Origin of the sequence: Kitasatospora fiedleri (genome assembly GCF_948472415.1) — a bacterium.
GTDB lineage: Bacteria > Actinomycetota > Actinomycetes > Streptomycetales > Streptomycetaceae > Kitasatospora > Kitasatospora fiedleri.
This window is the reverse complement of sequence record NZ_OX419519.1, coordinates 7,601,540-7,626,435: the sequence shown is the minus strand read 5'-3', so window position 1 is coordinate 7,626,435 and position 24,896 is coordinate 7,601,540. Positions and strand designations below refer to the sequence as shown.

At 71.6% G+C, this 24,896-nt stretch carries 22 protein-coding genes; 12 read left to right on the top strand and 10 right to left on the bottom strand.

The window, feature by feature from the left end:
- Positions 1–146: 146 nt before the first annotated feature.
- Positions 147–1,469 (top strand): bifunctional o-acetylhomoserine/o-acetylserine sulfhydrylase, encoded by a 1,323-nt coding sequence (locus QMQ26_RS34800; RefSeq protein WP_100838856.1) that lies wholly within the window; start codon positions 147–149, stop codon positions 1,467–1,469.
- A complete protein-coding gene (gene metX / locus QMQ26_RS34795; protein WP_282206674.1) occupies positions 1,466–2,620 on the top strand; it encodes a homoserine O-acetyltransferase MetX in 1,155 nt (384 codons plus the stop codon). The genes QMQ26_RS34800 and metX overlap by 4 nt, the downstream gene beginning before the upstream one ends.
- A gap of 63 nt (positions 2,621–2,683) precedes the next feature.
- Here the strand turns inward: metX and QMQ26_RS34790 are convergent, their stop codons facing one another.
- Entirely contained in the window at positions 2,684–3,106 is a 423-nt protein-coding gene (locus QMQ26_RS34790; RefSeq protein ID WP_100838857.1) for a DUF350 domain-containing protein, read from the bottom strand.
- A gap of 157 nt (positions 3,107–3,263) precedes the next feature.
- On the opposite strand from QMQ26_RS34790, the gene QMQ26_RS34785 reads away from it, so the two are divergent.
- From QMQ26_RS34785 to QMQ26_RS34775, 3 genes are all read left to right on the top strand, one after another.
- Positions 3,264–3,605 carry a hypothetical protein gene (locus tag QMQ26_RS34785; RefSeq protein WP_282204095.1) on the top strand — a complete coding sequence of 114 codons (342 nt, stop codon included), beginning with the start codon at positions 3,264–3,266 and terminating at the stop codon, positions 3,603–3,605.
- Positions 3,606–3,610: 5 nt separating this feature from the next.
- Positions 3,611–4,840 carry a glutathionylspermidine synthase family protein gene (locus QMQ26_RS34780; RefSeq protein ID WP_282204094.1) on the top strand — a complete coding sequence of 410 codons (1,230 nt, stop codon included), beginning with the start codon at positions 3,611–3,613 and terminating at the stop codon, positions 4,838–4,840.
- Between the two features lie 617 nt (positions 4,841–5,457).
- Entirely contained in the window at positions 5,458–5,616 is a 159-nt protein-coding gene (locus tag QMQ26_RS34775; protein WP_282204093.1) for a hypothetical protein, read from the top strand.
- A gap of 77 nt (positions 5,617–5,693) precedes the next feature.
- Here QMQ26_RS34775 and QMQ26_RS34770 read toward each other — a convergent pair whose 3' ends face one another.
- A complete protein-coding gene (locus QMQ26_RS34770) occupies positions 5,694–8,513 on the bottom strand; it encodes an ATP-binding protein (protein ID WP_404814019.1) in 2,820 nt (939 codons plus the stop codon).
- A gap of 565 nt (positions 8,514–9,078) precedes the next feature.
- Between QMQ26_RS34770 and QMQ26_RS34765 the strand changes: the two genes are divergently transcribed.
- A complete protein-coding gene (locus QMQ26_RS34765; protein WP_100838860.1) occupies positions 9,079–9,573 on the top strand; it encodes a DUF5709 domain-containing protein in 495 nt (164 codons plus the stop codon).
- Between the two features lie 33 nt (positions 9,574–9,606).
- On the opposite strand, the gene QMQ26_RS34760 is transcribed toward QMQ26_RS34765, so the two are convergent.
- Positions 9,607–10,335, bottom strand: coding sequence for a carbon-nitrogen hydrolase family protein (locus QMQ26_RS34760; RefSeq protein WP_282204092.1), 729 nt, complete (start codon positions 10,333–10,335; stop codon positions 9,607–9,609).
- 168 nt (positions 10,336–10,503) lie between these two features.
- Here QMQ26_RS34760 and QMQ26_RS34755 point away from each other — a divergent pair, with 168 nt between their 5' ends.
- Positions 10,504–10,926, top strand: a complete 423-nt coding sequence (locus QMQ26_RS34755; protein WP_282204091.1) for a hypothetical protein — start codon at positions 10,504–10,506, stop codon at positions 10,924–10,926.
- A 279-nt stretch (positions 10,927–11,205) separates the two neighbouring features.
- A complete protein-coding gene (locus tag QMQ26_RS34750; protein WP_318552293.1) occupies positions 11,206–12,327 on the top strand; it encodes an IS630 family transposase in 1,122 nt (373 codons plus the stop codon).
- 370 nt (positions 12,328–12,697) lie between these two features.
- On the opposite strand, the gene QMQ26_RS34745 is transcribed toward QMQ26_RS34750, so the two are convergent.
- A complete protein-coding gene (locus QMQ26_RS34745; RefSeq protein WP_282204090.1) occupies positions 12,698–14,407 on the bottom strand; it encodes a hypothetical protein in 1,710 nt (569 codons plus the stop codon).
- Between the two features lie 81 nt (positions 14,408–14,488).
- The gene (locus QMQ26_RS34740) at positions 14,489–14,806 is read right to left on the bottom strand and encodes a hypothetical protein (protein WP_282204089.1); all 318 of its coding nucleotides are present in this window, start codon (positions 14,804–14,806) and stop codon (positions 14,489–14,491) included.
- Between the two features lie 431 nt (positions 14,807–15,237).
- Between QMQ26_RS34740 and QMQ26_RS34735 the strand changes: the two genes are divergently transcribed.
- Entirely contained in the window at positions 15,238–15,798 is a 561-nt protein-coding gene (locus QMQ26_RS34735; RefSeq protein ID WP_282204088.1) for a GNAT family N-acetyltransferase, read from the top strand.
- Between the two features lie 112 nt (positions 15,799–15,910).
- Here the strand turns inward: QMQ26_RS34735 and QMQ26_RS34730 are convergent, their stop codons facing one another.
- A complete protein-coding gene (locus QMQ26_RS34730; RefSeq protein WP_282204087.1) occupies positions 15,911–17,239 on the bottom strand; it encodes an MATE family efflux transporter in 1,329 nt (442 codons plus the stop codon).
- 450 nt (positions 17,240–17,689) lie between these two features.
- On the opposite strand from QMQ26_RS34730, the gene QMQ26_RS34725 reads away from it, so the two are divergent.
- Together QMQ26_RS34725 and QMQ26_RS34720 are read left to right on the top strand one after the other, a co-directional pair.
- Positions 17,690–17,905 (top strand): heavy-metal-associated domain-containing protein, encoded by a 216-nt coding sequence (locus QMQ26_RS34725; protein ID WP_100838865.1) that lies wholly within the window; start codon positions 17,690–17,692, stop codon positions 17,903–17,905.
- A gap of 585 nt (positions 17,906–18,490) precedes the next feature.
- Positions 18,491–19,498 (top strand): GNAT family N-acetyltransferase, encoded by a 1,008-nt coding sequence (locus QMQ26_RS34720; protein ID WP_282204086.1) that lies wholly within the window; start codon positions 18,491–18,493, stop codon positions 19,496–19,498.
- 178 nt (positions 19,499–19,676) lie between these two features.
- Here the strand turns inward: QMQ26_RS34720 and QMQ26_RS34715 are convergent, their stop codons facing one another.
- Positions 19,677–20,522 (bottom strand): spermidine synthase, encoded by an 846-nt coding sequence (locus QMQ26_RS34715; protein ID WP_282204085.1) that lies wholly within the window; start codon positions 20,520–20,522, stop codon positions 19,677–19,679.
- A gap of 187 nt (positions 20,523–20,709) precedes the next feature.
- Between QMQ26_RS34715 and QMQ26_RS34710 the strand changes: the two genes are divergently transcribed.
- A complete protein-coding gene (locus tag QMQ26_RS34710) occupies positions 20,710–21,663 on the top strand; it encodes an alpha/beta hydrolase (RefSeq protein ID WP_282204084.1) in 954 nt (317 codons plus the stop codon).
- A gap of 105 nt (positions 21,664–21,768) precedes the next feature.
- On the opposite strand, the gene QMQ26_RS34705 is transcribed toward QMQ26_RS34710, so the two are convergent.
- The 3 genes from QMQ26_RS34705 to QMQ26_RS34695 form a co-directional block, all read right to left on the bottom strand.
- The gene (locus QMQ26_RS34705; RefSeq protein ID WP_282204083.1) at positions 21,769–22,890 is read right to left on the bottom strand and encodes an AI-2E family transporter; all 1,122 of its coding nucleotides are present in this window, start codon (positions 22,888–22,890) and stop codon (positions 21,769–21,771) included.
- A 368-nt stretch (positions 22,891–23,258) separates the two neighbouring features.
- Positions 23,259–23,960, bottom strand: a complete 702-nt coding sequence (locus QMQ26_RS34700) for a glycerophosphodiester phosphodiesterase (RefSeq protein ID WP_318552147.1) — start codon at positions 23,958–23,960, stop codon at positions 23,259–23,261.
- A gap of 287 nt (positions 23,961–24,247) precedes the next feature.
- Positions 24,248–24,661, bottom strand: coding sequence for a TOBE domain-containing protein (locus tag QMQ26_RS34695; protein WP_100838871.1), 414 nt, complete (start codon positions 24,659–24,661; stop codon positions 24,248–24,250).
- Between the last annotated feature and the right edge of the window lie 235 nt (positions 24,662–24,896).

The window sequence follows — 24,896 nt, the reverse complement described above, 5'->3', positions numbered from 1 at the left end:
ACCGTCCGGCGGCGCCGCCGCACCGCCGGTACGGCGGGCACCCCGGCCGCGCAGACCCGCCGGCGGTGCCGTCTCCCCGCCCTCCCGCGTCCGAGCGACGGCTCCGCCGTGCCCGCGGCGCGCCCGCGATCCCGTACAGGAGCAGCATGTCCGAGCAGAGCCCCGAGGCCGTTCCCGGCTGGTCGTTCGAGACCCGGCAGATCCACGCGGGCGCGCAGCCCGATCCGACGACCGGGGCCCGGGCGGTGCCGATCTACCAGACCACCTCGTTCGCCTTCCGGGACACCGCGCACGCCGCCGACCTGTTCGCGCTCGCCGAGCCGGGCAACATCTACACCCGTATCCACAACCCGACCACCGACGTGCTGGAGCAGCGCCTGGCCTCCCTGGAGGGCGGCGTGGCGGCGGTCGCACTGGCCTCCGGGCAGGCCGCCGAGACGCTGGCGCTGCTGACGGTGGCCCAGGCGGGCGACCACCTGGTGTCCTCGGCGTCGCTGTACGGCGGCACGTACAACCTGCTGCGCCACACGCTGCCCCGGTTCGGCATCGAGGTGAGCTTCGTCGAGGACCCGGACGACCTGGAGGCGTGGCGGGCGGCGGTCCGCCCGAACACCAAGGCGCTGTTCGCGGAGTCGCTGGGCAACCCGCGCGGCAACGTGCTGGACGTGCGCGGGGTCGCGGACGTCGCGCACGCCGCCGGGGTGCCGCTGATCGTCGACAACACCGTGCCGACCCCGTACCTGCTGCGGCCGCTGGAGCACGGCGCGGACGTCGTGGTCCACTCGGCCACCAAGTTCCTCGGCGGGCACGGCACCACCATCGGCGGCGTGGTCGTGGACGGCGGCAGCTTCGACTTCGGCGCCCACCCCGAGCGCTTCCCCGGCTTCAACGAACCCGACCCGAGCTACCACGGCCTGCGCTTCTGGGACGCCCTCGGCCCGGGCGCGTTCGCCGCCAAGCTGCGGGTCCAACTGCTGCGCGACCTCGGGCCCGCGCTCTCCCCGCACTCGGCGTTCCTGCTGCTGCAGGGCGTGGAGACGCTGTCGCTGCGGCTGGAGCGGCACACCGCGAACGCCCTGGAGCTGGCCCGCTGGCTGGAGCAGCGCGACGAGGTGTCGGTCGTCCACTACCCGGGGCTGCCCTCCAGCCGCTGGTACGCGGCGGCCCAGCGCTACCTGCCGCGCGGCGCGGGCGCGGTGCTCTCCTTCGAGCTCCGCGACGGCGTCGAGGCCGGGCGGCGGTTCGTGGACGGGCTGGAGCTGTTCAGCCACCTCGCCAACATCGGGGACGTGCGCAGCCTGGTGATCCACCCGGCGTCCACCACGCACAGCCAGCTGGACGCCGAGCAGCTGGTGGCCACCGGGACGGCGCCGGGCCTGGTGCGCCTGTCGGTCGGGCTGGAGAGCGTCACTGACCTGCGGGCCGACCTGGAAGCGGGTTTCCGCGCGGCGAAGGGCGCGGCGTCCTGAACGGCCTGCCGCAGCTCGCCGTCCCGCCGTCCTCCGGGGCCTGGCGGGACGGCGATCCGGTCGGCGGGCGGCGCTGGTTCGCGCTGCCCGGGCCGCTCGCCCTGGATGCGGGCGGCACCCTGCCGGGGGCCCGGCTGGCGTACCAGACCTGGGGCACGCCGCACCCCGACGGCTCGAACGCGGTGCTGGTGCTGCACGCCCTGACCGGTGACAGCCACCTCACCGGGCCGGCCGGGCCCGGGCACCGGACGGCCGGCTGGTGGACGGAACTGGTCGGGCCGGGGCGGGCGCTGGACACCGACCGCTGGTTCGTGGTCGCGCCGAACGTGCTCGGCGGCTGCCAGGGCTCCACCGGACCGTCCGCCACCGCGCCGGACGGGCGGCCCTGGGGCAGCCGGTTCCCGTTCCTCACCCAGCGCGACCAGGTCGCCGCCGAGGTGCGGCTCGCCGACGCCCTGGGCATCGAGCGCTGGGCGCTGGTGGTCGGCGGGTCGATGGGCGGGATGCGCGCGCTGGAGTGGGCGGTGACGCACCCGGGGCGGGTCGGGGCGCTGCTGGTGCTGGCCACCGCGGCGGCGGCCTCCGCCGAGCAGATCGCGCACGCCTCCGCGCAGTTGCACGCGATCCGCGCGGACCCGGGGTGGCACGGCGGCGACTACCACCACCTGCCGCCCGGCGGCGGCCCGCACCGCGGCCTGGGCCTGGCCCGGCGCCTCGCCCAGATCACCTACCGCAGCGAGCCCGAGCTGGCCGCCCGCTTCGGCCGGGACCCGCAGTCCGGCGAACACCCCTGGCGGGGCGGGCGGTTCGCCGTCGAGTCGTACCTGGACCACCACGCCGCCAAGCTCGCCCACCGCTTCGACGCGGGCAGCTACGTGGTCCTCAACGAGGCCATGAACGCCCACGACCTCGGGCGCGGCCGGGGCGGCACCGCGGCGGCGCTGCGCCGGGCCGCCGTCCCGGCGCTGGTCGCCGCGGTCGACTCCGACCGGCTGTACCCGCCCGTCCAGCAGGTCGAACTGGCCGCGCTGCTGCCGGACGCCGACGCGCTGCGGACGATCTCCTCGCCGCACGGCCACGACGGGTTCCTGCTGGAGGCCGGGCAGGTGGCGCCGCTGTTCGCCGAACTGCTGCCGGCCGCGCGGCGCTGACGGGCCGCTGACGTGCTGCTTCCGGGCGACCGCCCGGGTCGGGGCGCTCAGGTGCTCAGGCGCTCAGGCGATCGAGGCGGCCACGATCGCCGCGGCGGCCAGGTTGCAGCTGGCCGACACCCACACCGCCGGGTGCGGCTCGGTGGAGACCAGGATCGTGCCGAGCCGCCCGGGGGTGAGCAGGTCCAGCAGCCAGAACGCGAGCGCCATCAGCAGCAGGCCGAGGACGCCGAAGCAGAGCGTGGACAGCAGGCCCTTGCCGAAGTCGTCGTAGGTGTACCGGATCGCGGTGTACACGATGCCGCCGACGCCGAGCAGCGCGGAGCTGAGCAGCACGGCCGCGTTGCGGTTGCCCTCGGCCCAGATCAGCCGACCGAGCTTGCCGGGCGTCAGCAGGTCGATCAACAGGTAGCCGAGCAGCAGCAGGACCAGGCCCACCAGGCCGTAGACGGCGGCCGCGCCGAGGCCGTGGAGTATGTCGTTCATCTGCGGGGGCTCCCCGGAGGTCGGGCGCCCGTGCGGGCCGCCTCGTGGTCAAGGATCGGCAAAAGATATCCCACGGACGGCCCGAGGCATTGGCCGTCCCGTCAGTTTCCGGGGGCACCTCCCCTGCCATCCGGCGGCCCGCGTACGATGATCCGCCATGACACCGCCGCCGTCTTCCCCCGCCACCGGACCGGACCGGCCGATCCCCGGTGCCCGCCGCCGCTCCGGCTTCGTCGCCCTGGGGATGGTCGGCACCCTCGCCCTGACGCTGGCTGGCTGCTCCTCGTCGAGCAAGACCCCCAGCCGCTGCGTCGACCCGGGCACCCTCAAGGTCCTCGACGCGCACTCCTGTTCGGCGGGCGGCTCGGGCGCGGGCCAGTGGTACTACTGCGGCTCCGGCACCACCACCGCGAGCGGCGGCACCTTCAGCAAGTCGGCCGCCAAGCGCGGCGGCTTCGGCTGCCCCAAGGGCAGCAGCAGCGGCTCGGGCGGGGGCTGATCCGGATGCGCCGCCACACCATCGCCCCGCGCCCCGACTGGCTGGCCACCGTCGAGTCCCAGGGCCTCGTGTACGCGATGTGTTCCGACCCGTGCAACCAGGGCGGCCCGCACGCCTACTGGGACGAGAGCGCCTACTACGAGTTCTCACTGCCCGAGGTGGAGGCCCTGGAGGAGGTGGTCGAGGAACTCCACGAGCTCTCCCTCGCCGCCGCCGAGCACGTGGTGCGCACCGGCCGCTTCGCCGACTTCGGCATCACCGACCCGCGCCTGGCCGCCGTCGTCGCCGAGTCCTGGCGCCGCCGCGACGAACAGCCCAGCGTGTACGGCCGTTTCGACCTCGCCTACGACGGTACCGGCCCGGCCAAGCTCTTCGAGTACAACGCCGACACCCCGACCTCGCTGATCGAGGCCGCCGGACCGCAGTGGTTCTGGCTGGAGGAGCGCTTCCCCGAAGCCGACCAGTGGAACTCCCTGCACGAGCGGCTGATCGAGTCCTGGTCCCGCCAGAAGCACCTCCTGCCGCCCGGCCCCGTCCACTTCGCCCACTCCCGCGGCGACACCGAGGGCGAGGACTGGCTCACCACCCTCTACCTGCAGGAGTGCGCCGAACAGGCCGGCCTGCGGACCGTCGGCATCGCCATGGAGGACATCGGCTGGGACGAACTGTCCGGGCGCTTCGTCGACCTGGAGCACCGCTTCATCCGCTCCGCGTTCAAGCTCTACCCGTGGGAGTGGCTGGTCGACGACGAGTTCGCCGACCACCTGCTGGACGTCATCGACCTCGGCGGCAGCACCGGCTCCACCCTGTGGATCGAGCCCGCCTGGAAGATGCTGCTCTCCAACAAGGCCCTGCTGGCCGTGCTGTGGGAGCTCAACCCCGGCCACCCCAACCTGCTGCCCGCCTACCTCGACGGCCCGCGCGAACTCGCCGACCCCGACGGCCCCGGCTACGCCGCCAAGCCGCTGCTCGGCCGGGAGGGCGCCGGCATCCGCATCGTCGAACCCGACGGCAGCCAGACCCGGCTCGCCGACTGGGCCGGCGACCCGGACCGCTACGGCGCCGAAGGCTACTGCTACCAGCAGTACCACCCGCTCCCCGACTTCGACGGCAACCGCCCCGTCCTCGGCACCTGGGTCGTCGACGGCGAATCCGCCGGTCTCGGCATCCGCGAGACGGACGACAGCCCCATCACCCACCAGGGCGCCCGCTTCCTCCCCCACCTGATCCGCTGAGCCCACTCCCGCCCGCTCCCTGACGCTCCGCCAGGGGGCGTCTCTCCCCCTTTCCTCTCCCCCATCCTCAACTGCCCGACGTACCGGGACGGCTGCCGCGCGAACGCTGCGCCGGAATCCGCGGAGCCTCGACTCCCCCGACCGCCGGCGACCAGCGCTGAGCGGGCACCCCGGCACCGGCCGCCCCGCTCCTGGCCATCGCCGGCATGGGGTGGCGGGGGTGATCCGCGCCAGCGAGGCCAGCCGGGCCCGGCTGGTCTGCCGCTCCACCGCCCCCCGGCAGCGGGACCGGTCGGCGGCCGACACGTCCGGGGCGGTGAAGTGCTCGGCAGCGTAACGACGGAAGAGTTCACGGCGGGTCATCGAAACCTCCTGGGCAGCCGGGGCCGGCTGGCAGCCGTCATCGGGAACACCCCAAGCAAAGCGCCACTCCCGCGGGCCGAACAATGCGTACCCCCTACCCAACATCCGCCCCGAACCCTGGGTATCCCCACCCCCCCGACCGGCCGCTACCCAACCTTCGCCCGCCGCGATGGATACCGCCACGCATTGATCACCGTACTGAACCCCCGGTCAGCTGACACTCGTTCCCCTCCCACCCTCATCCGGAGGTCCGGATGACCCGCCGCGAACGCTTCCGCCCGTACACCAGCGAACACTTCACCGCCCCCGCCGACCGGCCCCCGATCGGACGTCGCTGCGGCACCGTCGAACGCCAGGCCCGCCACGCCACCCTCTCCCGACTCGCCCGTCTCACCCACCACCCCCGTCCCTGACTCCGCCCCCGGCCGCTACCCTCCCCTCCCCGCAGCTCTCCTTCCCTCCCCACCGAACGCCCGCCCACCGCTCGAACTCAGCTCTCGGTCTCCGCCAGCGCCTCCGCCACGTCCTTCCGGCCCACGCCCAACTTCCTCAGCACGCTGGCCACGTGGTGCTCCACCGTGCGCGGCGACAGGAACAGCACCTGGGCGATGTCCTGGTTGCTGACCCCCTGCCCGACCAGCTCCGCGACCTGCCGCTCACGCGGCGAGAGCGCCTCGCCGTAGCCGCGCCGTCCGGGCGAGGCCATCCGCCCGAGTCCGAGGTCCCGCCGGACGTGCTGGCAGCGGGCCGCGTCGGAGGCTGCCCCAAGGGTGGTGTAGGTGGCTTCGGCGGCGGCCAACCGCTCGGCCGCGGTCTGCGGGTCGCGCTCCGCGAGTGCCCGGGCCAACCGCTCCTCCGCCCTGGCGACCTCGTAGGGGCGGCCGATGCTCCGCCAGGCGTCCCGGGCCCGGCGGTAGGACTCGATCGCACCGCCCGGGTCCTCCCCCTCCAGCAGGACGCCCCGGGCCAAGGCCAGCCCCGCGTGGGCGGCGGGCGCGTCCGTCCTCCCGATCGCCTCCGCCGCCTCCTCGACCAGGTGCCGGGTCGCGCCCTCGTCGCCGACGCCCCGTACGACCTCCACGGCGATCGGCAGCAGTTCCCCGGCGCGGGCCCACGCTCCGGCCCGGCGCAGGATCGCCACCGCCGGCGCCAGCAGCGCGGCAGCCGCCTCCGCCCCGCGTTCCACCAGTTCCACCGCTCCCAGACCGGCGGCGGCCCTGATCGCCGTGGTGACCTGCGACTCCCGCTCCCCGTACCCGGCAGCGGACTCGAACTCGGCCCGGGCGACCGCCAGCCGCCCTCGCGAGGCGGCCATCCGACCGAACAGCAGGGCGCGTTCGACCCGGACCATCGCCACGTCCGGGTACTCGGTGCCGAGCGCCTCGAACCGCTCCTCCAGGCCCTGCCACCGCCCGGCCAGGCCGTCGAGGCGCAGCAGGGCGATCCGGCTGTAGCACTCCAGGTAGGAGATCGCGGCCTGCCGGGCCAGGGCGCGGCTCTCGGCGAGCAGCCGTCCGGCCCGCTGGTCGTGGCCGGTCTCCATCGCGATTTCGCCGACGTTGAACAGGGCTCTGGCGGTCTGCCGGACGAGCTCCGGGCTGGAGGCGCCGCGCGGCAGCCGGTCGAGTTCGGGCCACAGCTCGGGGTCGCCCTCGCGGGCCTGGAAGGTGAGCCTGGTGGCACGGTAGGCGGCGGCGACCTCCTCGTCGGGCTCGATCTCCAGCGCGGCGGCGGCCTTGGCCATCCGCTCCCGGACGGCCGCGCCCGCGCCGTCGCGTTCGTTCATCGCGAGCGCGACCAGGGCCCGGGCGGCGCGGGCCGGCCGTTCGGCGATGAGTTCGTCGGCGGCCTGTTCGACCAGGGCGAACCCGGCCCGGTCGCCGCCCTGGACGGCCACCCGCAGGCCCAGGGTGAGCCGGACCTCACCGCGGTCGGCCACCGGCAGCCGGGGGTCCGCGATGATGTCGGCCAGCACCTCGGTGCTGGCCTCGTCGTAGGCGGCGTTCGCGGCCAGGCCGGCCAGCGCCCGGGCGGTCCGCCCGCAGCGCTCCGGCGCGAGGTCGGTCTCGGCGAGCAGCTCGCGCAGCAGCGCGCCCGCCACCGCAGTGTGGCCCTGCTCCGCGGCCTGTTCGGCTGCCGCCTCGGCGGCCTGCTGCCAGGCGTCCCGGTCGCCGAGCGCGCGGATGTGCGCGGCGATCCGGGCGAGTGGCCGCGGTTGCCTGGCGCCCAGCGCCTCGATGGCCCGGCGGTGGAGCGCGGAGCGCGTCGGGCCCGGTATCCGCCGGTACGCCACCTGCCGGGCGGGCTCCCGGCGGAACGCGTACCTGGCCGGAGCGGGCTCGCTCAGCACCGCTGCGCGCAGGGCCTCCACCAGCCCGGCGGAGACCTGCTCGGCGGGCAGCGCGGAGACCTCGGCGATCAGCTCCTCCCCGGCCGGCTCGTCCAGCACGGCAACCGTCTCCACCACCGCACGCGCCTCCGGACCGAGCCCCGCCAAGCGCTCGGCCACCGCGTCCCGCAGACCGCGCGGCAGGTCCGCCCCGGCCAGGAGGGCGACGGGGTCCGTCCGCCGATCGTCCTCGCGCAGTGCCGCCAGGTCCTCGACGATCGCCGCCGGAAGCCCACCGGAGCGTCGGTACAGCAGGGCCGCCACCGCAGGCACGGTCCCGGCGGCGGGGCTGCTACCAGCGGCCGAACCGGTCCCGCCACTGGCACCGAGCGCGGCACGGGCCAGTTCCAGGATCTCCGCCTCGTCCAGGGGCTCGACCCTGAGCAACCCTCCGGAGACACCGGGCGGGCAGCGGTAGGCCGTTCCCAGCACGGACGCCCCGTCCGGTAGCTCCTCCGGCCGGTAGGTCACCACCAGCGACAGGCCGGGGTGCGGGTCCCTGGCCAGCAGCAGCAACAGCTCCCTGGTCGCCCGATCGGCCCACTGCGCGTCCTCGACCAGAAGCACCACCTCGCCCAGTGCTCCGAGCAGCGCCCGCAGGCCCTGTGCCAGCCGGTACCGCTCGTCGGCTCCCGGCCCGGCGGTGTCCGCCGGCAGCAGGTCGGCCAGGTCCGGCAGCCACGCGCGGAGCGCACCGGCGCTCGGCGGTACCCCGGCGGTCGCCGCCAGGGCCGGACGGCTGCGCCGGAATGCGTCCAGCAACGGCCCGTAGGGCGGCGGCTCGACCACTGGGTGGCACCGTGCGGTCAGCACCCGTTCCCCCGGGGTCCCGGCCTCCGCCAGTGCCCGCTCGACCAGCGCGGTTTTCCCGACCCCCGCATCGCCCTCCACCAGCATCACCGCCGACGCAGTGCGCAGCACCTCGACTAACCGGGCCACTTCACGCCGCCGCCCGACGAAGCCCGGCACTTCCCCGCCGTGCCTCATCTCCGAACGCCCCATCCGCGCACCCGGCCCGACCGCACCGGCCAGCGAGAGCACGTACGTTCCATACTCCCCATGATGCCGTGCCGCCCGCACTCCCCGGCCGCTGCCCGCCGACGCACCACGCTCGGCTGCTTCCGCACCGAAACCCTTCATCCCCACCTCCTCTCGCACCTGAAATCCCTCCACCGCACCCACCTGCCTGCTCACCGGCCCCGACCCCCGGCTCACCGCCCTGGGCCACGGCCCGGCACCGCTCCCCGTCCTGCCTTCCTCCCTGCACTTCCGCTCCACGGCAACGCACCTGCTGCCATGCCCCGGCCAGGCAACTTCCCTGTTGACAACCGTTCCACCTGCTCCCGCCAGACCCACGGAGACCGCCCGTCCCGGCTCCTGCCCCGAGTGCTTCGGCGCCGCGCCGTGTTGCGGGCTGGGTGACTCCCTGGCGAGCATGAAGAAGCTGCGTGCGACCTCACCCCGAGCGACGAGGACAGGTGCTGTCATGACCGACTGGGACGCCCAGGACCCGGAGCCCGCCGAGGACGACGGCGTTCTCGAACCTGCCGACTCCCTGCTCACGGACCAGCTGGACGACGACCCGCTCGACACCGGAGTCATCCCGCCGGACGGCTACCGCGGGGCCACCGCGTACGGCACCACGCCCGAGGAGGCCGAGCGCGGCGAGTCCCTGGACCAGTTGCTGTCCGAGGAGGAGCCCGACGACAGTCCCGAGGCGGTCGACGACCGCTGGGCCGACGGGCCCTCGCCCCGCTCCGGCCGCTTGGTCGAGGACGGCATCGACACCGAGGGCACCGATGTCGGACCGGACGCCGGGGCCGCCAGCGCAGAAGAGGCCGCCGTGCACCTGGTGTACCCGGACGAGGACGCCGAAGCCGAGTTCGACGACGCCGAGCCCGACGAGCCGCTGCGCGAGGCGGTCAGGTTCACCGTGCTCGACGACCTGGCCGATCGTGTCCCTGACGACGACTACCGCTGAGCCGCCCCTTCGGTCCCGCCGGGTCCCCCGGCCTCAACCGCTCACCTCCACCTCCAGGTCGGCCACCAGCAGCCGGGGGCCACTTTCGTCGGCCTCCGCCATCACGGTCCCGTCCGGTGCCCACACGGCGCTGCCCCCGCAGCCCGTCCACGGTCCGGCGGGGCCGATGTGGTTGGCGAGCAGCACGTACATTCCGGTGGCCTTCGCTATCGCCGGGTGAAGGGCTCGGCGCTCTTCACGTCCCCCTCCGGTGCCGTACAGCGAACTCGCCAGGTGTACCTGGCAGCCCCGGGCTGCGTTCCGCGCGGCCACCTCGGGGAAGTGGTTGTCGAAGCACGTCCCCAACGAGTAGCCGATGCCGTCCAGCCAGAAGCGGCCACCCCCGCGCCCGGCCTCGAACACCTCCTGTTCGTTCTCATACAGATGCTCCTTCGCGTACACCTCCACCACGGAGCCGTCCCGGGCGTACACGGTGCTGGTGATCCGTGGTCGGCCTCCCGGTCCTGCCGCAGCCCCGTTGACCACCACCGTGATCCCCGCTTCACGCAGCGGGTCGAGACGCACGTCCTCCGCCTCGGTCCACAGCGTCCGGTCCGCACCGATCAGCTCGGGCTCGTACCCGGTGAGCGCCAGCTCCGGGCAGACCATCACCACGCTGCCCGCCTCCCGCGCCTCCCGCGCCAGACCGGCGATCCGCCGCACGTTGGCCACCACGTCACCCGCAACGCACTCGAACTGGGCCGCCGCCACCCGTACCCGCACCAATTGGTTCCCCTTCCCATCGCATCGCCTGCCTGGACGCTATCGCCCACGCTCCGGCCCGTTTCTCTCGCGGGCTCGGTCGTCAGCTGAACCGGCATCAGCTGACGACCGGGCCCGTCGAAGCCACCTTGCACACTCCAGTAGCCTTCAAGGGGAAACCCGGCAGCGATGCATGAGCCGGGTGAGGAATCGGAGCAGACCTTCTGGCATCTTGCGAGTGATGCCGAGGAACCCGATACGCACCTCACCGACAGCGCCTCCGTTCTGGCCTGTCGGCGCCCGTCCGCCTCGCTCGATGCGGCTCACCACCGGGTCGCCGAGCTCCGGGCTCACTACGTCTGTCTGCTGATCGCCGTGTCGCTGCCCGATGGCGCCCTCGTCGACCTGGCGAGCGGACCGCAGTTCGTGGTTCGTTCCGCCGACGGGAAGCTGTTGGCCCCTGGGCAGGCCGCCGCAGCGTTCTACACCGTGCTGCGCGTCAAGTCCCGTCCTGAACTGCTCGATCACTTCGGCCTCCTGCTGGATCTGGGCTCGCACTGCCGCGAGCTGACGATCCGGAAGGTGCCCGAGCCTCACTGTGCCCACACCTGAAAAGGGCATAACAGGCGCTAAACCATCCAAGTGGACATTTCTGGGGTTCTATGAGGTTGACCCCGTTGTCCGCCATCGGCACGATTTCCTGGAGAAGGAGTGAACGGCAGGTTTCACTCCGCGAGCTGCGCCTGCAGTTCCGCTGCTCGCGGGTTGCCGCTCTCCCGGTAGATGGTCCGGGCCCGCCCTAGTGCTCTGACCGCATAGGTTCATCGGGTTGGCGGTGGCATGGTCCGGACCGGTTGGATGTGGGTGGGCATCCAGGATTCGGGAGGCGTGGTGGCGGAGCCAGTCAAGGTTCGGAGACTGACCGACCAGGAGGGCCAGCAGTTACAGCGGATCGTGCGGCGCGGCAGCACCAGCTCGGTGCGCTACCGGCGAGCGATGATGCTGCTGGCCTCGGCCGGCGGGAACCGCGTCCCGGTGATCGCCCAGCTCGTGCAGGCCGACGAGGACACGGTGCGCGACGTCATCCATCGCTTCAACGAGATCGGTCTGGCCTGCCTGGACCCTCGTTGGGCGGGAGGCCGTCCCCGCCTGATCAGCACTGACGACGAGGACTTTGTCGTCCGGACGGCCACCACCCGCCCGACCAGACTCGGCCGGCCCTTCACCCGCTGGTCGATCCACAAACTGCTCGCCTACCTGCGCAAGGTTCACGGCCGGGTGATCCGAATCAGCCGAGAGGCCCTGCGCCGCCTGCTCGCCCGACGCAGCATCACCTTCCAGCGCACCAAGACCTGGAAGGAGTCCAGCGACCCCGAGCGAGACGCCAAGCTCGACCGGATCGAGCACGTCCTGGAGCACTTCCCGGACCGGACCTTCGCGTTCGACGAGTTCGGCCCGCTCGGCATCCGCCCCACCGGCGGCAGTTGCTGGGCTACCGAGGGCTGGCCCGGCCGGCTTCCGGCGACCTACCACCGCACCCACGGCGTGACCTACTTCCACGGCTGCTACTCGATAGGCGACGCCACCTTGTGGGGTGTCAACCGCCGCCGCAAGGGCACCTTGAACACGCTCGCCGCGCTCCGATCGATCCGGGCCGCCCGCCCGGACGGCGGTCCGGTCTACGTGATCCTGGACAACCTGTCCGCTCACAACGGCAGGAAGATCCTGCGCTGGGCGAAGAGCAACAACGTCCACCTCTGCTTCACCCCGACCAACGCCTCCTGGGCCAACCCGATCGAAGCGCACTTCGGACCACTGAGGCAGTTCATCCTCGCGAACTCCAGCCACCCCAATCACACCGTCCAGACCCGCGCGCTGCACGCCTACCTGCGCTGGCGCAACGCCAACGCCCGCCACCCCGACGCCCTCACCACCCAACGCAAGGAGCGTGCCCGCATCCGCAGCGAGAAGGGCCTGCGCTGGGGCGGCCGGGCCCTGACCACCGCCGCCTGAGCGGCCATTGCCGATACTTCCTCCATGGGAAGCACCAGGAAGCCGTACTGGCGCACGTTCGGAACTCCGAAGATGCTCGTTCTTTACCGCACGCCGGACCGGTGGCGGTTCGCCGTGTACTTCGAAGCACCAGGCGGCACCGTCGATGGTGCTCTCGATCACCCCGCCCCCTCATGCGAGCCCGAGACAGCACAGGCTGCACTCCACCTCAGAGCCGAAGAGTTGACCCACCGAGAGCTGGAAGTCTCGTGGCAACCCAGCGATCGACCGGACTGGTGCACCGGAGTTATCACGAAAGCTGGACCACTCGCCGATGCCGATCGCTGAGCCGTCCTCGACAAGCACGCAGTGACCCGGTGAACCCATGCGGTCAGAGCACTAGCAGCTGCCGCTGCTCGCCGCTGTCCTCGGTCAGCTCCACCAGCGCTTCGATCGCCCGTCCCTGCATCGCTCTGGCGTTCCGCGTCGCACCGATCCTCGCCTGGGCGCGGCCCAGGTCGGCCGGTGCCCTGGCTGCCATCCGCCGATCCGGCGCCGGTTTCCCGTCGACCCCGGTCAGGCCGAGGAACTCCTCGTGCACGGCGCGCAGTTCCCGCTCCGCCTCGGCAGCCCTCGATCCGTCGGCGTTCCGTTCCGGGACGCCGTCAGCTCCGTCGGCGGCGACCAGCAGCGCCCGTCCGAGGAAGTACCGGGCGAGAGCTGCACCGCGCGCCTCGCCGGCCCGCTGGTTGAGTTCCAGCGACTCCCGGTAGGCCGCCGCCGCCCGCTCCGGGTCCCGCCGGTCCCAGTAGCGTCCGAGGAACTCGCGGACCGAGCCCGGCAGCACCGGGTGGCCCGAACGATCGGCCAGGTCGGTCGCGGCCTCCAACTCTGCCAGTGCGCGATCGTCCTGGCGCAGGTCGAGCAGAGGGCGGGAGAGCATGCTGCGCAGTCGTGCCTCGGCCGCGGGTTGGTGGTCCTGGTGGGCAGCATCCGCGCCGAGGGCCAGGGACTCCCGCCAGTCGACGAGGTGCCGGTGGTGGAGGAACAGCACAGTCAGGGCTTCGGCGAGCTGCCACGCCTGCCGGTCGAAGCCGAACCGGACCGCAGCGCGCAGCACGGCCATCAGGTTCGGCCGCTCGGCTTCCAGCCATCCGATCGCGTCGCGGTCCGGTGTGTCGGAGACGGCGAAGGGCGAGTGCCGTACGAGCGTGTCGATCCGGTCCGCGGGCTGCTGCAGCACTTCGCCGATGTCGAGGATGCGCAGCCGGTCTGCCCGGACGGTCAGGTCGGCGAGTGTGACGAGTGCCAGGTAGTGGGTGGTCACGCGCTGGACGATCTGCCGCTCGGTCTCCGGCGGATCGGTCTTCCGCGCGGTCTCCTGGGCGTGCAGCCGGACCAGAGTGTGCAGCTGGTAGCGCCCGTCGTCGGCGCGGTGGACGAGGTGCGCACCGGAGAGGGCGGTCAGCAGCCGGGTGCTGGTCTCCGTGTCGAGCACGGCCGCGGCAGCGACGACACCGGAGTCGAAGCTGACTCCGGGCAGGTCGCCCAGGACGCGGTACAGCCGTGCCGCGGGTTCGGTCTGGTCTCGGTAGGCGAGGCTGAGGGTCGCGGAGACACCGGTGGAGTTGGTCCCCTGGACGGTGAGCCGGCCGAGACGTCGGCGCTCGTCGGCGAGTTCGTCGGCGAGTTGGGCGAGGGTGAGCCGGTCGCTGTGCAGGCGGGCGGCAGCGATGCGCAGCGCGGTCGGCAGGCCACCGCAGAGCTCGGCGAGCCGGCCGGCGGAGTCGGGATCCGCGTCGACGGCTGCGTGTCCGCAGAGTTCACCGAGCAGTTCCTTGGCGGCTGCCGGGTCGAAGACGTCGAGTTCGACCAGCTCGACGTCGCGCAGGGCGAGTTCGCCGAGCCGCCGGTTGGAGGTCGCCAGGACGATGCTGCCTTCGCCCTTGGAGGTCAGGCTGCGGACGTGGCCGGGTTCGGTGACCTCGTCGAGCACCACCAGCAGTCGTCGGTCGCGGGAGACACTGCGGAAGGTGTTCTCCAGCTCGGCGGTTCCGCTGCCGATCTGCTCGTTGGGCATGCCGAGGGCGCGCAGGCACATCGTGAGCGCCTCGGACAGGTCGGCACCGGCCGCGGAGCGCAGTTTGGCGAAGTCGACGAAGAGCTGGCCGTCCGGGAAGTGCTACTGGTTGTCGTGTGCCCAGCGGTAGAGCGTGGCGGTCTTGCCGATGCCGGGCATGCCGTTGAGCACGGCGCTGGCCCCCTCGGCCAGCAGCCCGTCCAGGCGGGCCAGGTCGGCGCGACGGTTGACGAAGCGTCGAGGCGGCCTCGGTACCTGATCGGGCCGGGTACCGGCCGTCGGGGCAGCCGCGTACTGGAAGGTGATGCCTCCGTGCACGGTTCCGACCTGCATCGAGGTGCCGTGCACCGTGCCCGACATCGTGTTGTCGACCCGTGCCGCCGAGATGTCCGCGCCGTCCACCACGCCGATCGTCCCCACTCTCTCCGCACCGGCTCGTCGGCTGCCACGTCCCCGGTGCCGCTTCGACCCCGGCTGCACGGACCGCGCGGCTGTTGGCAGACTGCCACGGCACTGGAAATCACCCCGCCGAACCTCGGATTCGCCAGGGCGGGGTGCCAGTTCGTCCCCGGTGGAAACCGGCTTTTCGGCACCCAGTAGGGTAAGCGGCCACGAGCGCTGCCGTGACCTACGAATCCGCGGAGCGGCGGACCATCTGTCGACAATTCAACACCAGAACCCACCCGAAGCTTCGGCGCGCCGGGCCGTGCCGAGTCCGGCCCGCACTCGCCCGTGTCCGTCCGGTTTCCTTCCATCGGCCGGTTCGAACGGGGCGGCTGTCCGTTCCGGCCCGGTTCGGTCTGCCGGTGGCCGCGTCTCGTCCTGTCCGCCTCTCGACCAGGAGCTCCCCTGTGCCGCCGATCTTTCCCGAAACCGTCCTGCGCACCGATCGGCTGCTGCTCCGCCCCTTCACCGCGGAGGACGTGAACGACACCCGGGCCGCCTGTTCCGACGAGTTGACCCGGCGGTGGCTGCCACTGCCCGACCCGTACACCACCGAGCACGCAGCTTCCTGGTGCACCGATGTGTCCCACCGGTTGCGCACCTCCGGCGACGGCATCCACTTCGCCGTCACCGATGGCGACTCCGGGCAGTTGCTCGGCACCGTCGGGCTCAAGAAGACCGACTGGCCGGCCCGGGTGAGCGAGGTCGGTTACTGGACCGCCCCGTGGGCACGGGGCCGCGGGGTGACGGTCGAGGCAACGCGGGCCCTCGGTGAGTGGCTGTTGGGCGAGCAGGGTTTCCAACGGTTGCAGTTGTTCGCCGCCACCGGCAACACCGCCTCCCAGCGGGTCGCCGAGAAGGCGGGGTTCCAGAAGGAGGGTGTCCTCCGGAACGCCGGCTACATCCACACCGGCCGGGTCGACCTGTACGTCTTCTCGCTCGTACCCGACGACCTGTCGGGAATCTGACCCGCCGCGCCTCCCGCCAGCGGGGCTGTCCAGCCGTCAACGCAGTGGTGGACCGCCCCGAGCCCGTAGTGCCGCAGCCGTTTTCAGCCCTCCCGGCCACGACGGCGGGGCGTCACCGGCGCAGGACCAGGAAGCGTGCGCTGAACCAGAGCCCGACGAGTCCCAGGACGTTGCCCGCGGCTATCAGCTTCGCCAGGTCCCCGGCGCGTACGGGCCCGGGTATGAGGAACGCGGCGGCCAGCATCGCCGCGAAGTAGACGACGTTCAACAGGAAGGCCACCCCCGCTCGACCGATCTGCTCCAGGTAGCTGAGCAGCGCGAGCGTTCCGCCGAAGAGCACCAGGGTGGGGCCGACCCAGGCGAAGTAGTCGGCTGTGACGGAGGCCGCGGCCCGATCCGTGGTCAGCGCCCGGGCGATCGGTTCCCGGAGCAGGAATACTGCCGCCCCGAGCAGGAGGGACGGAGGGGTCGCCAGCCGCAAGGCGGTGACCAGGCCCGTGTGGTTGAGACTTCGCCGGTTCTCACCGGGCCGCAAGGTCACGGCGACGGCCGCACCGGAGCCGGCGGCCATCGCGATCACCATCAGCAGTCCGACGGCCAGCTGCCCGAGGGCGAATCCCGCGACCTCGGTCGGCCCGGCCTCGTGCAGTACCCGCAGGTAGCCGAAGGTCACGGTGGACAGCAGCAGGAACGTGCCCGCCACCGGGGCGCCCAGGCCCAGGAGTTCACGGACCGCACCCCGGTCGAGGGTCAGCACGGGCCAAACCATCTGCTTCCGCCGGAGGACGAACACGACAGCCGTCCCGACAATCACGGTGGCGGGCAGCCCCCCGATCGGCACCGCCAGTACGCCGAGGCCCGTGACCGCGCGGAGCGTGACCATGCCGACGATGGACAGCACGGTGAACAGCACCCCCAGCCAGGCGGCCGGACCGGTGTGGCCCAGACCGCGTAGAACTCCGGTACCGAGGTAGGGGATCAGCCCGACCACTCCGGTCAGAGCGACGGCGACGACGAAGACCAGCACTTCGTGCCGGGCGCCGGGCGCGACCCCGAGAGCGGCCGGGAAGGAGCCCGAGGCCGCCACCGCGGTGACGGCTTGCAGTACCAGCAGGCCCGCGCCGATGGTGAAGAACGTCGGCATGGACTTGAGGGAGTCCCGTTCTCTGCCGTTCCGAGCAGCGATGCCCGCGGAGACCTGAGCAGCCACCACGAGCCCTTCGGTCACCGCCAGCACGAGGTAACCGACCGGGGTGTACACCGAGCGGACGTAGAGCGCCTCTGGGCCCAGGCGCCCCAGGAAGGCCACCGTCCAGGTCTGCAGCACCAGCCCTGCTACCAACCCGAGCAGGATGGATACGGCGAACCGCGCGGCTGACACGTTCAGCGACGCCGGCACGGGCTGTTGTTTCTCGATGGTGCTCGTGGACTTCCCCGCCATGCTTCCCCCTCATGGTCATGCCGACAGCCCCCCACCGGGCGTCGGTGATATCGACGCGGCCGACCGTAGCGAGAGATTTTTATGAATTCAAGAAATAAACTTCTCCAGTCCATTCGGATTTGGTCTGAAAAATCCGGCGCCCGGCAGGGCGGGGGAGCGCCGACAGCAAGGCGGTGCACTGCGCACATCCGGATGCCGGCCCTACACGCCGCTCGGCCCAAGCGGGATGCTGCACCACCACGACGCCACCCCGGCACCGCGACGCCGCCTCCCGCAAGGCCGCGGCCGACCGCGCCTGCCACTGGCGAACTCCCATTCAGCACACCACCCGTTGGGGGCACTCATCGGCGTGTCCCGGTGTCCCATCCCGATCGAGTGCGTTGTGCTGTACGGCGTCCTTCGACCCTGCTCGGCCGCCCGCCCAGTCCCGCATGTTCTCTGGAGGTATCCATGTCCACCACCGCTGTCTTCACCGTCGAAGGAATGAGCTGCGGCCACTGCGAGCGAACCGTCACTGCCGGATTGACCGCGCTGAACGGCGTCACCAATGTCACCGCCGACGCGAAGTCCGGCCAGGTGACGATCGAATCCGCCGAACCCCTCCAGGACGACCAGATTCGTTCCGCCGTCACCGACGCCGGTTTCGCCCTGGTCGATCGAGTCTGATCCACCCACTGGGCACCGGCCCCGGAAAGCCCTGCCCTCCTTCGATCCCGCCGCGTTCCTGCCACGCACCTCGCAGGGGCGCGGCGCTTTCTTCGCCTGAATCTAGTTACCACCGCTGGAGCCGAATCAACCCATCTCCGGGGTGCACGTCTCCGAGGCGCAGCAGACACCACTGCTGAAGGTACGAAGGACCTCCGGCTCCCGCCTGCTGCCACCCCGCATCAGCCCTATTCCTCGCTCTTCGAGCAGTCCACCGATCCGATCGGTCTCTCCACTCAGTGCTGCGCACCCGAGGAATCCCGGCCTCGAATAATAATTTGCAGGCGATCTGCTGACCCTCCTACTCTTGGGCACAGCTGACGGCGGATCAGGTACCGCCGTTGGTTCTCCCGGCGTTCGCTCGTCCGGGCATCGAGGTCTCGCAGTGCCGCTCTTCGAAGGGAGTCCCGCAATGGTTCCGATAATCCGCGACCGTTCTGCGGCGCTCCCGATCGCTGCTCCACCCCGCCGGTCCGTTCTCGCGTAGCAGTCGCGGCGGATCGCCACGATCGGGTTCAGCGTCTCCCACCCCTTCCCGGAGGCACTGTGATCTTCCGTCCGATCGTTCCGCAGGAACTCGACGCCGTGCTGGCTCAGATCCGGCCCGACCCTTCCACCTCGCTCTCCGCAGAGATGGTGCGCGCGCGTTTGGCCAGTGGCGAGTACCGCCCCGGCTGGATCTGGGTGGCGGAGCCTGGCCCTGGCCGAGCACCGCTGGCCGTCGCCATCTGGTGGGGCGCTCCCACCGACGTCCATCCGAGCAATCTGGATGCGTTGTTCGCCCGGTCCGATCCGGCCTGGCCCTCCATCGATCCGCGCAGGCGAACGCCCTGGGCGCCCGGTCCGACCGTGGATCCACGCAGTGCGGTCGCCGCCGCGCTGCTGACCGCCGCCCATCAGGTGTTCGCCGCAGACGGGCTGACACCCGCGCCCGACTACCACCTCTTCCTACCGCCCGACTGGCGCGATCACCCCGAGGTCGCCGCTTCGGTGGCGTGGCGTCGCCACGCGGCCGAGGCCGCAGGATTGCGCCTCGCCGCCGAACGACTCCGCTTCGAACGCGAGACCGATCATCCTGTCCCCTCCCTGTCCGGTCGGTTGTTCTTCACGTCCGAGCCCGACGACGAAGTCTTCGTCGACCTGTTCCGCCGGGTCCTGCCGAACAGTCTGGACGCGATGTGCACCCGGGAGGCTCTCCTGATCGGTTCAGAAGCACACGCCAGGAACGAGGTCGCGTTCTACCGCTGGGAGATGCACGGCGAGCGTTCCTGGTGGCGAATAGCCAGGACACCGACGGGGCAGGTGGCCGGTTTCGCCATCCCCTCGCACAACTCCGTCGTGCCGGTAGTGGGTTACCTCGGAGTCCTGCCCGAATTCCGAGGACGGGGCTTCGCTGCCGAGATCACCGCCGAAATCACCCGTATCCTGGCCGCCGAAACCCAGGCCGAGGTGGTCCGCGCCGAAACAAGCCTCTCCAACCACCCGGTGGTCGCCGCTCTCGAACTGGTCGGCTACCGCAACCGCAATCGCCGACTGGTCCTCTCCGCCGTCTGACCGGCCACCCCGCCCATGTCGGCAGCACCATCGACCGACCGCCCAGCGGCCCGGCGTTTCCACTCTCGGCCTGCGGTCTGCCCAGGGCCGAAAGGCACCTGCCGTCCCGTCACCGAAAGGAGAGCCTCCCATCAGGTACGACTTCCAGCACAGTACTCCGCCACGCCACCATTCCGGCTCAGCCCAGCGAGAAGGCTCCATTGGGAGGGGGCGGCGAATCCTCGGCCGTCGCATCCGTGACCGGCTCTGCCGCTTGCTCCGGCGTTTCCGTGAGCCTGGCGGGGAACGGGTCCGCGGCGAGCAGCCGGGTCAACTCCCCGGTGGGGAGCGGCGCATCGGAGCCGACCAGCAAGACGTTCCCGTAGCGCCGGCCCCTCAGCACCGCGGGCTCGGCCACCAGGCAGACGTGGGCAAAGACGGCCGCCACGGTGGCGGCCTGGGCCTTGGCGAAGGTGAGCGGCGGGCCGTCCGCCAGGTTCGCCGCGTAGCAGCCACCTGGCCGGAGCACGGCGGCAGCCAGCCGTACGAACTCGACGCTGGTGAGGTGAGCCGGCGTCCGCGAGCCGCGGAACACGTCGGCCACCACCACATCGACGCTGGCGGACGCCACGGACCCGAGTGCGGCCCTGGCATCGCCGACCGTCACCTCGATACCGGACGGCCAAGGAAGGTGCTCGGCGATGAACTCGGTCAGCGGGCCGTCCAGTTCGACCACCTGCTGGCGCGAGCCGGGGCGGGTCCGCGCCAGGTAGCGGGGCAGGGTGAGCCCACCGCCGCCCAGGTGCAGGGCGTCCAACGGTTCCCCGGGGTCCGCGATCACGTCCAGCAGGTGCGCGATCCGCTGCACGTACTCGAACTCGAGATGTGTCGGGTCCTGGAGGTCGACATACGACTGCGGGGTGCCGTCGAGGGTGAGCAGCCAGCCGCCTTCGACGTCGATGTCGGGAATCAGCTTGGCGGTGCCGAGCGCCACCTCGCGCTCCGCCGGCCGCGGTTCCGCCCCGTCGGCGGTGATGCCGCTCATCGGCCGGGCCTCCGGGAAGTGACGGGGCGAAGAACGATCGACGAAGGGACAGCCATGCGGGCAGCTTAGGCCCCACCAGGGCAGTCTTCCCAAACGAAGGATCCTACCGACCGGTATGGTCGCGGGAGTGGTACCGCCCGGGGTGGTCCCGGGCGGCACGGCAGAGCAGGAAATGGACGTGGCTGGCGTGGAGTTCCGTGAAGACATCCTGGGCGCCCCGTACGAGGCGGCGGAGCTCCCGCTGCTCCCCGACGAGGAGGGCGAGGTCAGTGCCACTCTGGTCCGTCGACTGGTCGAGGGGTCGCGCCAAGCGGTGCTGTACCTGCACGGCTACACCGACTACTTCTTCCAGACCCACCTCGCGGACCACTTCACGGCGGCCGGCTTCTCCTTCTACGCGTTGGACCTCCGCAAGTACGGCAGGTCGCTGCGCCCGCACCACTCCCCCAACTTCGTGACGGACCTCGCCGCCTACGACGAGGAAGTGGACGAGGCGGTCCGGATCATCCGGGAGCTCGACGGCCACACCCGGCTCCTGGTGAACGGGCACTCGACGGGCGGGCTGGTGGCAGCCCTGTGGGCGGCCCGGCGGGTCGGCCACGGGGTGGTCGACGGCCTGTTCCTCAACAGTCCCTTCCTGTCGATGCCCGCCGCCCCGGCCGTACGGACCCTCGGTGCGCCCGCGCTCGAAGCCATCGGTCGGACCGCCCCCACCCGGAAGCTGCCCGCCCCGCTCAATCCGCACTACGTCCACAGCCTCCACCGGAGCCACCGGGGCAGTTGGGAGTTCGATCTCGCCCTGAAGCCCGCCGAGGGTTTTCCCCTGTTCGCCGGCTGGCTGGCCGCGATCCAGCGCGGCCAACGGAAGGTGCGCCAAGGGCTCTCGATCGACTGCCCGGTCCTGCTGATGGCGTCCACCGCCTCCACCGTCACCAACCGGTGGGACCCGGCGCTGATGCGCACCGACGCGGTCCTGCGCGCCGACGACATCGCCGCACTCGCACCGCGCCTCGGCCGGCACGTCACCACCGTCCGGATCGAAGGCGGCATGCACGACCTGGTCCTGTCGGCCGACCAGGTCCGGGCCGAGGTCTTCGCCGAGTTGGACCGCTGGATGGCCGCCTACTTCCCTGCCCCTTGACCGCCCGACCGAATTCGGAGGACCCGACGCAGAGCAGACACGAACCGGAGCCGGGCGCGCCCGCACCCACGCCCGCACCCGCGCCCGCGCCCGCAGCACGGCCGCTCAGGACTCGGGTCGTTGGCGCTTCCGACGGCTGCCCGACAGCCCCGGCCCCTCCGCCTCGCCCCGGAGGACGGACACCACGCCGAGTCCGGCCGCGCTGACCGGCACCGCCAGCAGGGCACCGATGATTCCGGCGATCCCGGAGCCCGCCACCACCGCGATCATGATGGTGGCGGGGTGGAGTTCGACGGTCCGGCTCTGGATGAGGGGTTGCAGGATGTTCCCCTCGATCGCCTGCACCGCCAGCACCACCCCGAGGGTCCACAGGGCCGTACCCAGTCCGCCGTTCGCAAGAGCCACCAGAACGGCCACCGTTCCCGAGAGGAAGGCACCGACGAAAGGGATGTAGGCACCCATGAAGACGAGCGCCCCGAGTCCGGCCGCCCCGGGAACCCCCAGAGCCAGCAGCCCGATGGAGATGAACGTGGCATCGATCAGCGCGATCAGGGTGGTGCCCCGCATGAAACCGGCCATCGCCGTGAAAGCCTGCTGACCGCACGCGATCACCGTGTCGGCGTGCCTGCCCGGCATCAGTTCGTGCATTGCGTCGCCGAAGCGGTGCCCGTCGCGCAGGAAGAAGAAGACCAGCGCGAGGGCGAGCACTCCCCCGGTCAGCAGTTGGGTGACCAGCCCCAGCCCGGACAGGACTCCGTCCGCCAGTGAATCCACCAGGGTGCTCCCGGACCCTGAGCTCTCCTTGAGCGCGTACTGGATCTTGTCACCGAACGGCCCCAGCCAGGAAGCGATGCGGTCGCCCGCCTGCTGGAGCCCGGAGACGATCTGCGGCGCGCTGCTCACCAGGGAGTTGACCAGCAGCGCGATCCCTCCCGTGACCACGAGTACAAGGATGGTGCAGGTCAGTCCGGCCGCCACACCTCGCTTGACGCCCCGGTCCACCAACCAGGGCATCACCGGGTAGAGCAGGGCCGTGGCCAGCAGGGCGATCAGCATCGGGATCGTCGCGGCCCGCAGCTCCACCACCACGAAGACGGCGAACGCGGCCACGGTGATGAAGAGGATCACCGCCGCGGACCAGGCAGCAGCAGATCGAACCGGCGCGGGCAGCATCTGGGCCGGCCGCCGATCGTCCAGCTCCGGCTCCGTACCACCAGCAATGATCACGGGCGCCGTTCCCGAGGCCCCCTCGTCCCCCGTGGAAGGACTCTCACTTGATGCGGATTGCCCTGAGGCGCCCCTGGTGGCCCCTTCGCCTCCTCCGCCCCTGGAGGACGTCGACGAGTTCTGACGGTCGTCCGGTTCCTGCGGATTCGGAGAGCCCTCAGCCGTCACCGCCACCTCCGCAGCCAACCCGTCGCCATGATCGTCTTATTTCAACAGATAACGGTCATATCGACTGGCAGGAGCTGGCGGCGTGGCGTGGCGGCCGGAACAGTAAGCCGACCCAGTCGGAACGCCGCCTCCGGCGGTCGCGCACGCCCCTCCCTTTCCCCGTCTCGACAGTACGGGTACGGATGGTCGGCACCGATGGATCAGGCCTGCTGCTGGTCGATCGTTCGGCGCAGCAGAGCGATTCGGTTGGAGGTCAGCGAGTCGACTCCGAGGGCGATCATCCGTCGCATGGTGCGGCGCAGGTCCACGGTCCAGGTGGCCAGACCCAGGCCGACGTCGTGAACGGAGGCCACCAGCCGTTCGTCCACCAGCCCGAAGGGCGGGTTGAGGTAGCTGGGGCGCAGTTCGGCGAGCAGTCGCTGTTTCGGCAACTGGAGGCGCTTCCAGGTCAGCGAAATCTCCGCGTCGGGCGCGAGTTCACGGACGGCGAGCATGGCCACCACCGGTCCGCAGAAGGCGACACGGGACTCCATCCCGAGTTCGCTGACGACCTGCCAGGTGGCGGCGGCCGGGGCGCTGTCGTCCAGGTCGATCATCAGCCGCGCCCCGTCCGTCGCGGCGACGGCCTGCAAGGTCTCGGCCAGGGTGGGGATCCGGAGCCCGGGAGTGGCCAGTTCTTCCAACTGGTCGAGCGCCACCCGGTTGATCTGGCGCTGGTCGTTCCACAGTCGCTCAAGGGTACGGTCGTGCAGCAGCACGGGTACCCCGTCCCGGGTGAGCTGGACGTCGACCTCGACGGCGTCGGCCCCTGCGGCGAGGGCGGCGCTGACCGCCGGCAGGGTGTTCTCGCGGTGCAGGTACGGGTCACCACGATGGGCAACGGCGCGCACGCGGCTCTTCAACGGGATCGTCCTCTCGCACGGTCAGGGCACTCACAACGCTGGCCGTCCCGCTACCGGTCGACCGCAGGTCTCCGCATCCTAGGCGGCGTCAGTTCGCGCCCCGCGGCTGGCCGTCGGTACTGCACGAACGGCCCGCTACCGGCCACGGGCCAGAGTTCGGGTTCACGCTCGGGCCCGGGTTCACACTCGGGCTCGGTCTCGATCGGTGCAGGAACCGGAGCGGAAGAGGGGGCGGGCGCGGGAGCCTGCCTGGGGCTGCGCGAAGGTCTGCTCGGCCCCGCCCGGTCTCAGCGCCGTTCGACCACGACGTTGGTCGACTTGATCACCGCAGTGGCGGGCGCCCCCGGGACGAGCCCGAGTTCCTCCGCCGAGTCACGGCTGATCAGGGAGACCACCCGGAACGGGCCCGCCTGGATCTCCACCTGCGCCGCGACGTCACCCAGGACGACGGCGGTCACGATCCCGGGGAACCGGTTCCGGGCCGATGACCGCCCCTCCACCTCACCGTTCTCCGGTCGGGCGAGTTCCCGGGCGAACACCGCAAGTTGCGCCCCGTCGATGATCCGGTGGCCGTGCTCGTCACGCGTCGCCGGCAGTCGGCCCGCATCCACCCATCGCCGCATGGTGTCGGCACTCACCCCCAGCATCGAGGCAGCCTCGCCGATGCGGTACGGGTGGACAGGCCGGTCGGACGTGACCATCGATGCGGCTCCCGGACGATTCAAGAACGGACTGGCAGACCCCGCCATCCTGCCGTACCGAAACCACTTCCCCAGCACGCCCCACCCTCCGACCGGGAACCGGCCCGTCCCAGACCCGCCACCCGCCACTGCGACCCTGGTCACCACCACACCTCAGCGCACCATGACTCGCCGCGCCCGCCTCACACGACCGACGCGGCCGACACGAGCTGCAGACCAGCGCGCCGCGCGGCAG

What these genes read in the sequence shown, in the direction of transcription:
- QMQ26_RS34780 (WP_282204094.1), top strand. Translation starts at nt 3,611, where the DNA reads ATGCGCCGCCACACCATCGCCCCGCGCCCCGACTGGCTGGCCACCGTC.
- QMQ26_RS34730 (WP_282204087.1), bottom strand. Translation starts at nt 17,239, where the DNA reads ATGGCGGGGAAGTCCACGAGCACCATCGAGAAACAACAGCCCGTGCCG.
- QMQ26_RS34755 (WP_282204091.1), top strand. Translation starts at nt 10,504, where the DNA reads ATGCATGAGCCGGGTGAGGAATCGGAGCAGACCTTCTGGCATCTTGCG.
- QMQ26_RS34775 (WP_282204093.1), top strand. Translation starts at nt 5,458, where the DNA reads ATGACCCGCCGCGAACGCTTCCGCCCGTACACCAGCGAACACTTCACC.
- QMQ26_RS34790 (WP_100838857.1), bottom strand. Translation starts at nt 3,106, where the DNA reads ATGAACGACATACTCCACGGCCTCGGCGCGGCCGCCGTCTACGGCCTG.
- QMQ26_RS34765 (WP_100838860.1), top strand. Translation starts at nt 9,079, where the DNA reads ATGACCGACTGGGACGCCCAGGACCCGGAGCCCGCCGAGGACGACGGC.
- QMQ26_RS34695 (WP_100838871.1), bottom strand. Translation starts at nt 24,661, where the DNA reads ATGGTCACGTCCGACCGGCCTGTCCACCCGTACCGCATCGGCGAGGCT.
- QMQ26_RS34725 (WP_100838865.1), top strand. Translation starts at nt 17,690, where the DNA reads ATGTCCACCACCGCTGTCTTCACCGTCGAAGGAATGAGCTGCGGCCAC.
- QMQ26_RS34800 (WP_100838856.1), top strand. Translation starts at nt 147, where the DNA reads ATGTCCGAGCAGAGCCCCGAGGCCGTTCCCGGCTGGTCGTTCGAGACC.
- QMQ26_RS34715 (WP_282204085.1), bottom strand. Translation starts at nt 20,522, where the DNA reads ATGAGCGGCATCACCGCCGACGGGGCGGAACCGCGGCCGGCGGAGCGC.
- QMQ26_RS34745 (WP_282204090.1), bottom strand. Translation starts at nt 14,407, where the DNA reads ATGTGCCTGCGCGCCCTCGGCATGCCCAACGAGCAGATCGGCAGCGGA.
- QMQ26_RS34785 (WP_282204095.1), top strand. Translation starts at nt 3,264, where the DNA reads ATGACACCGCCGCCGTCTTCCCCCGCCACCGGACCGGACCGGCCGATC.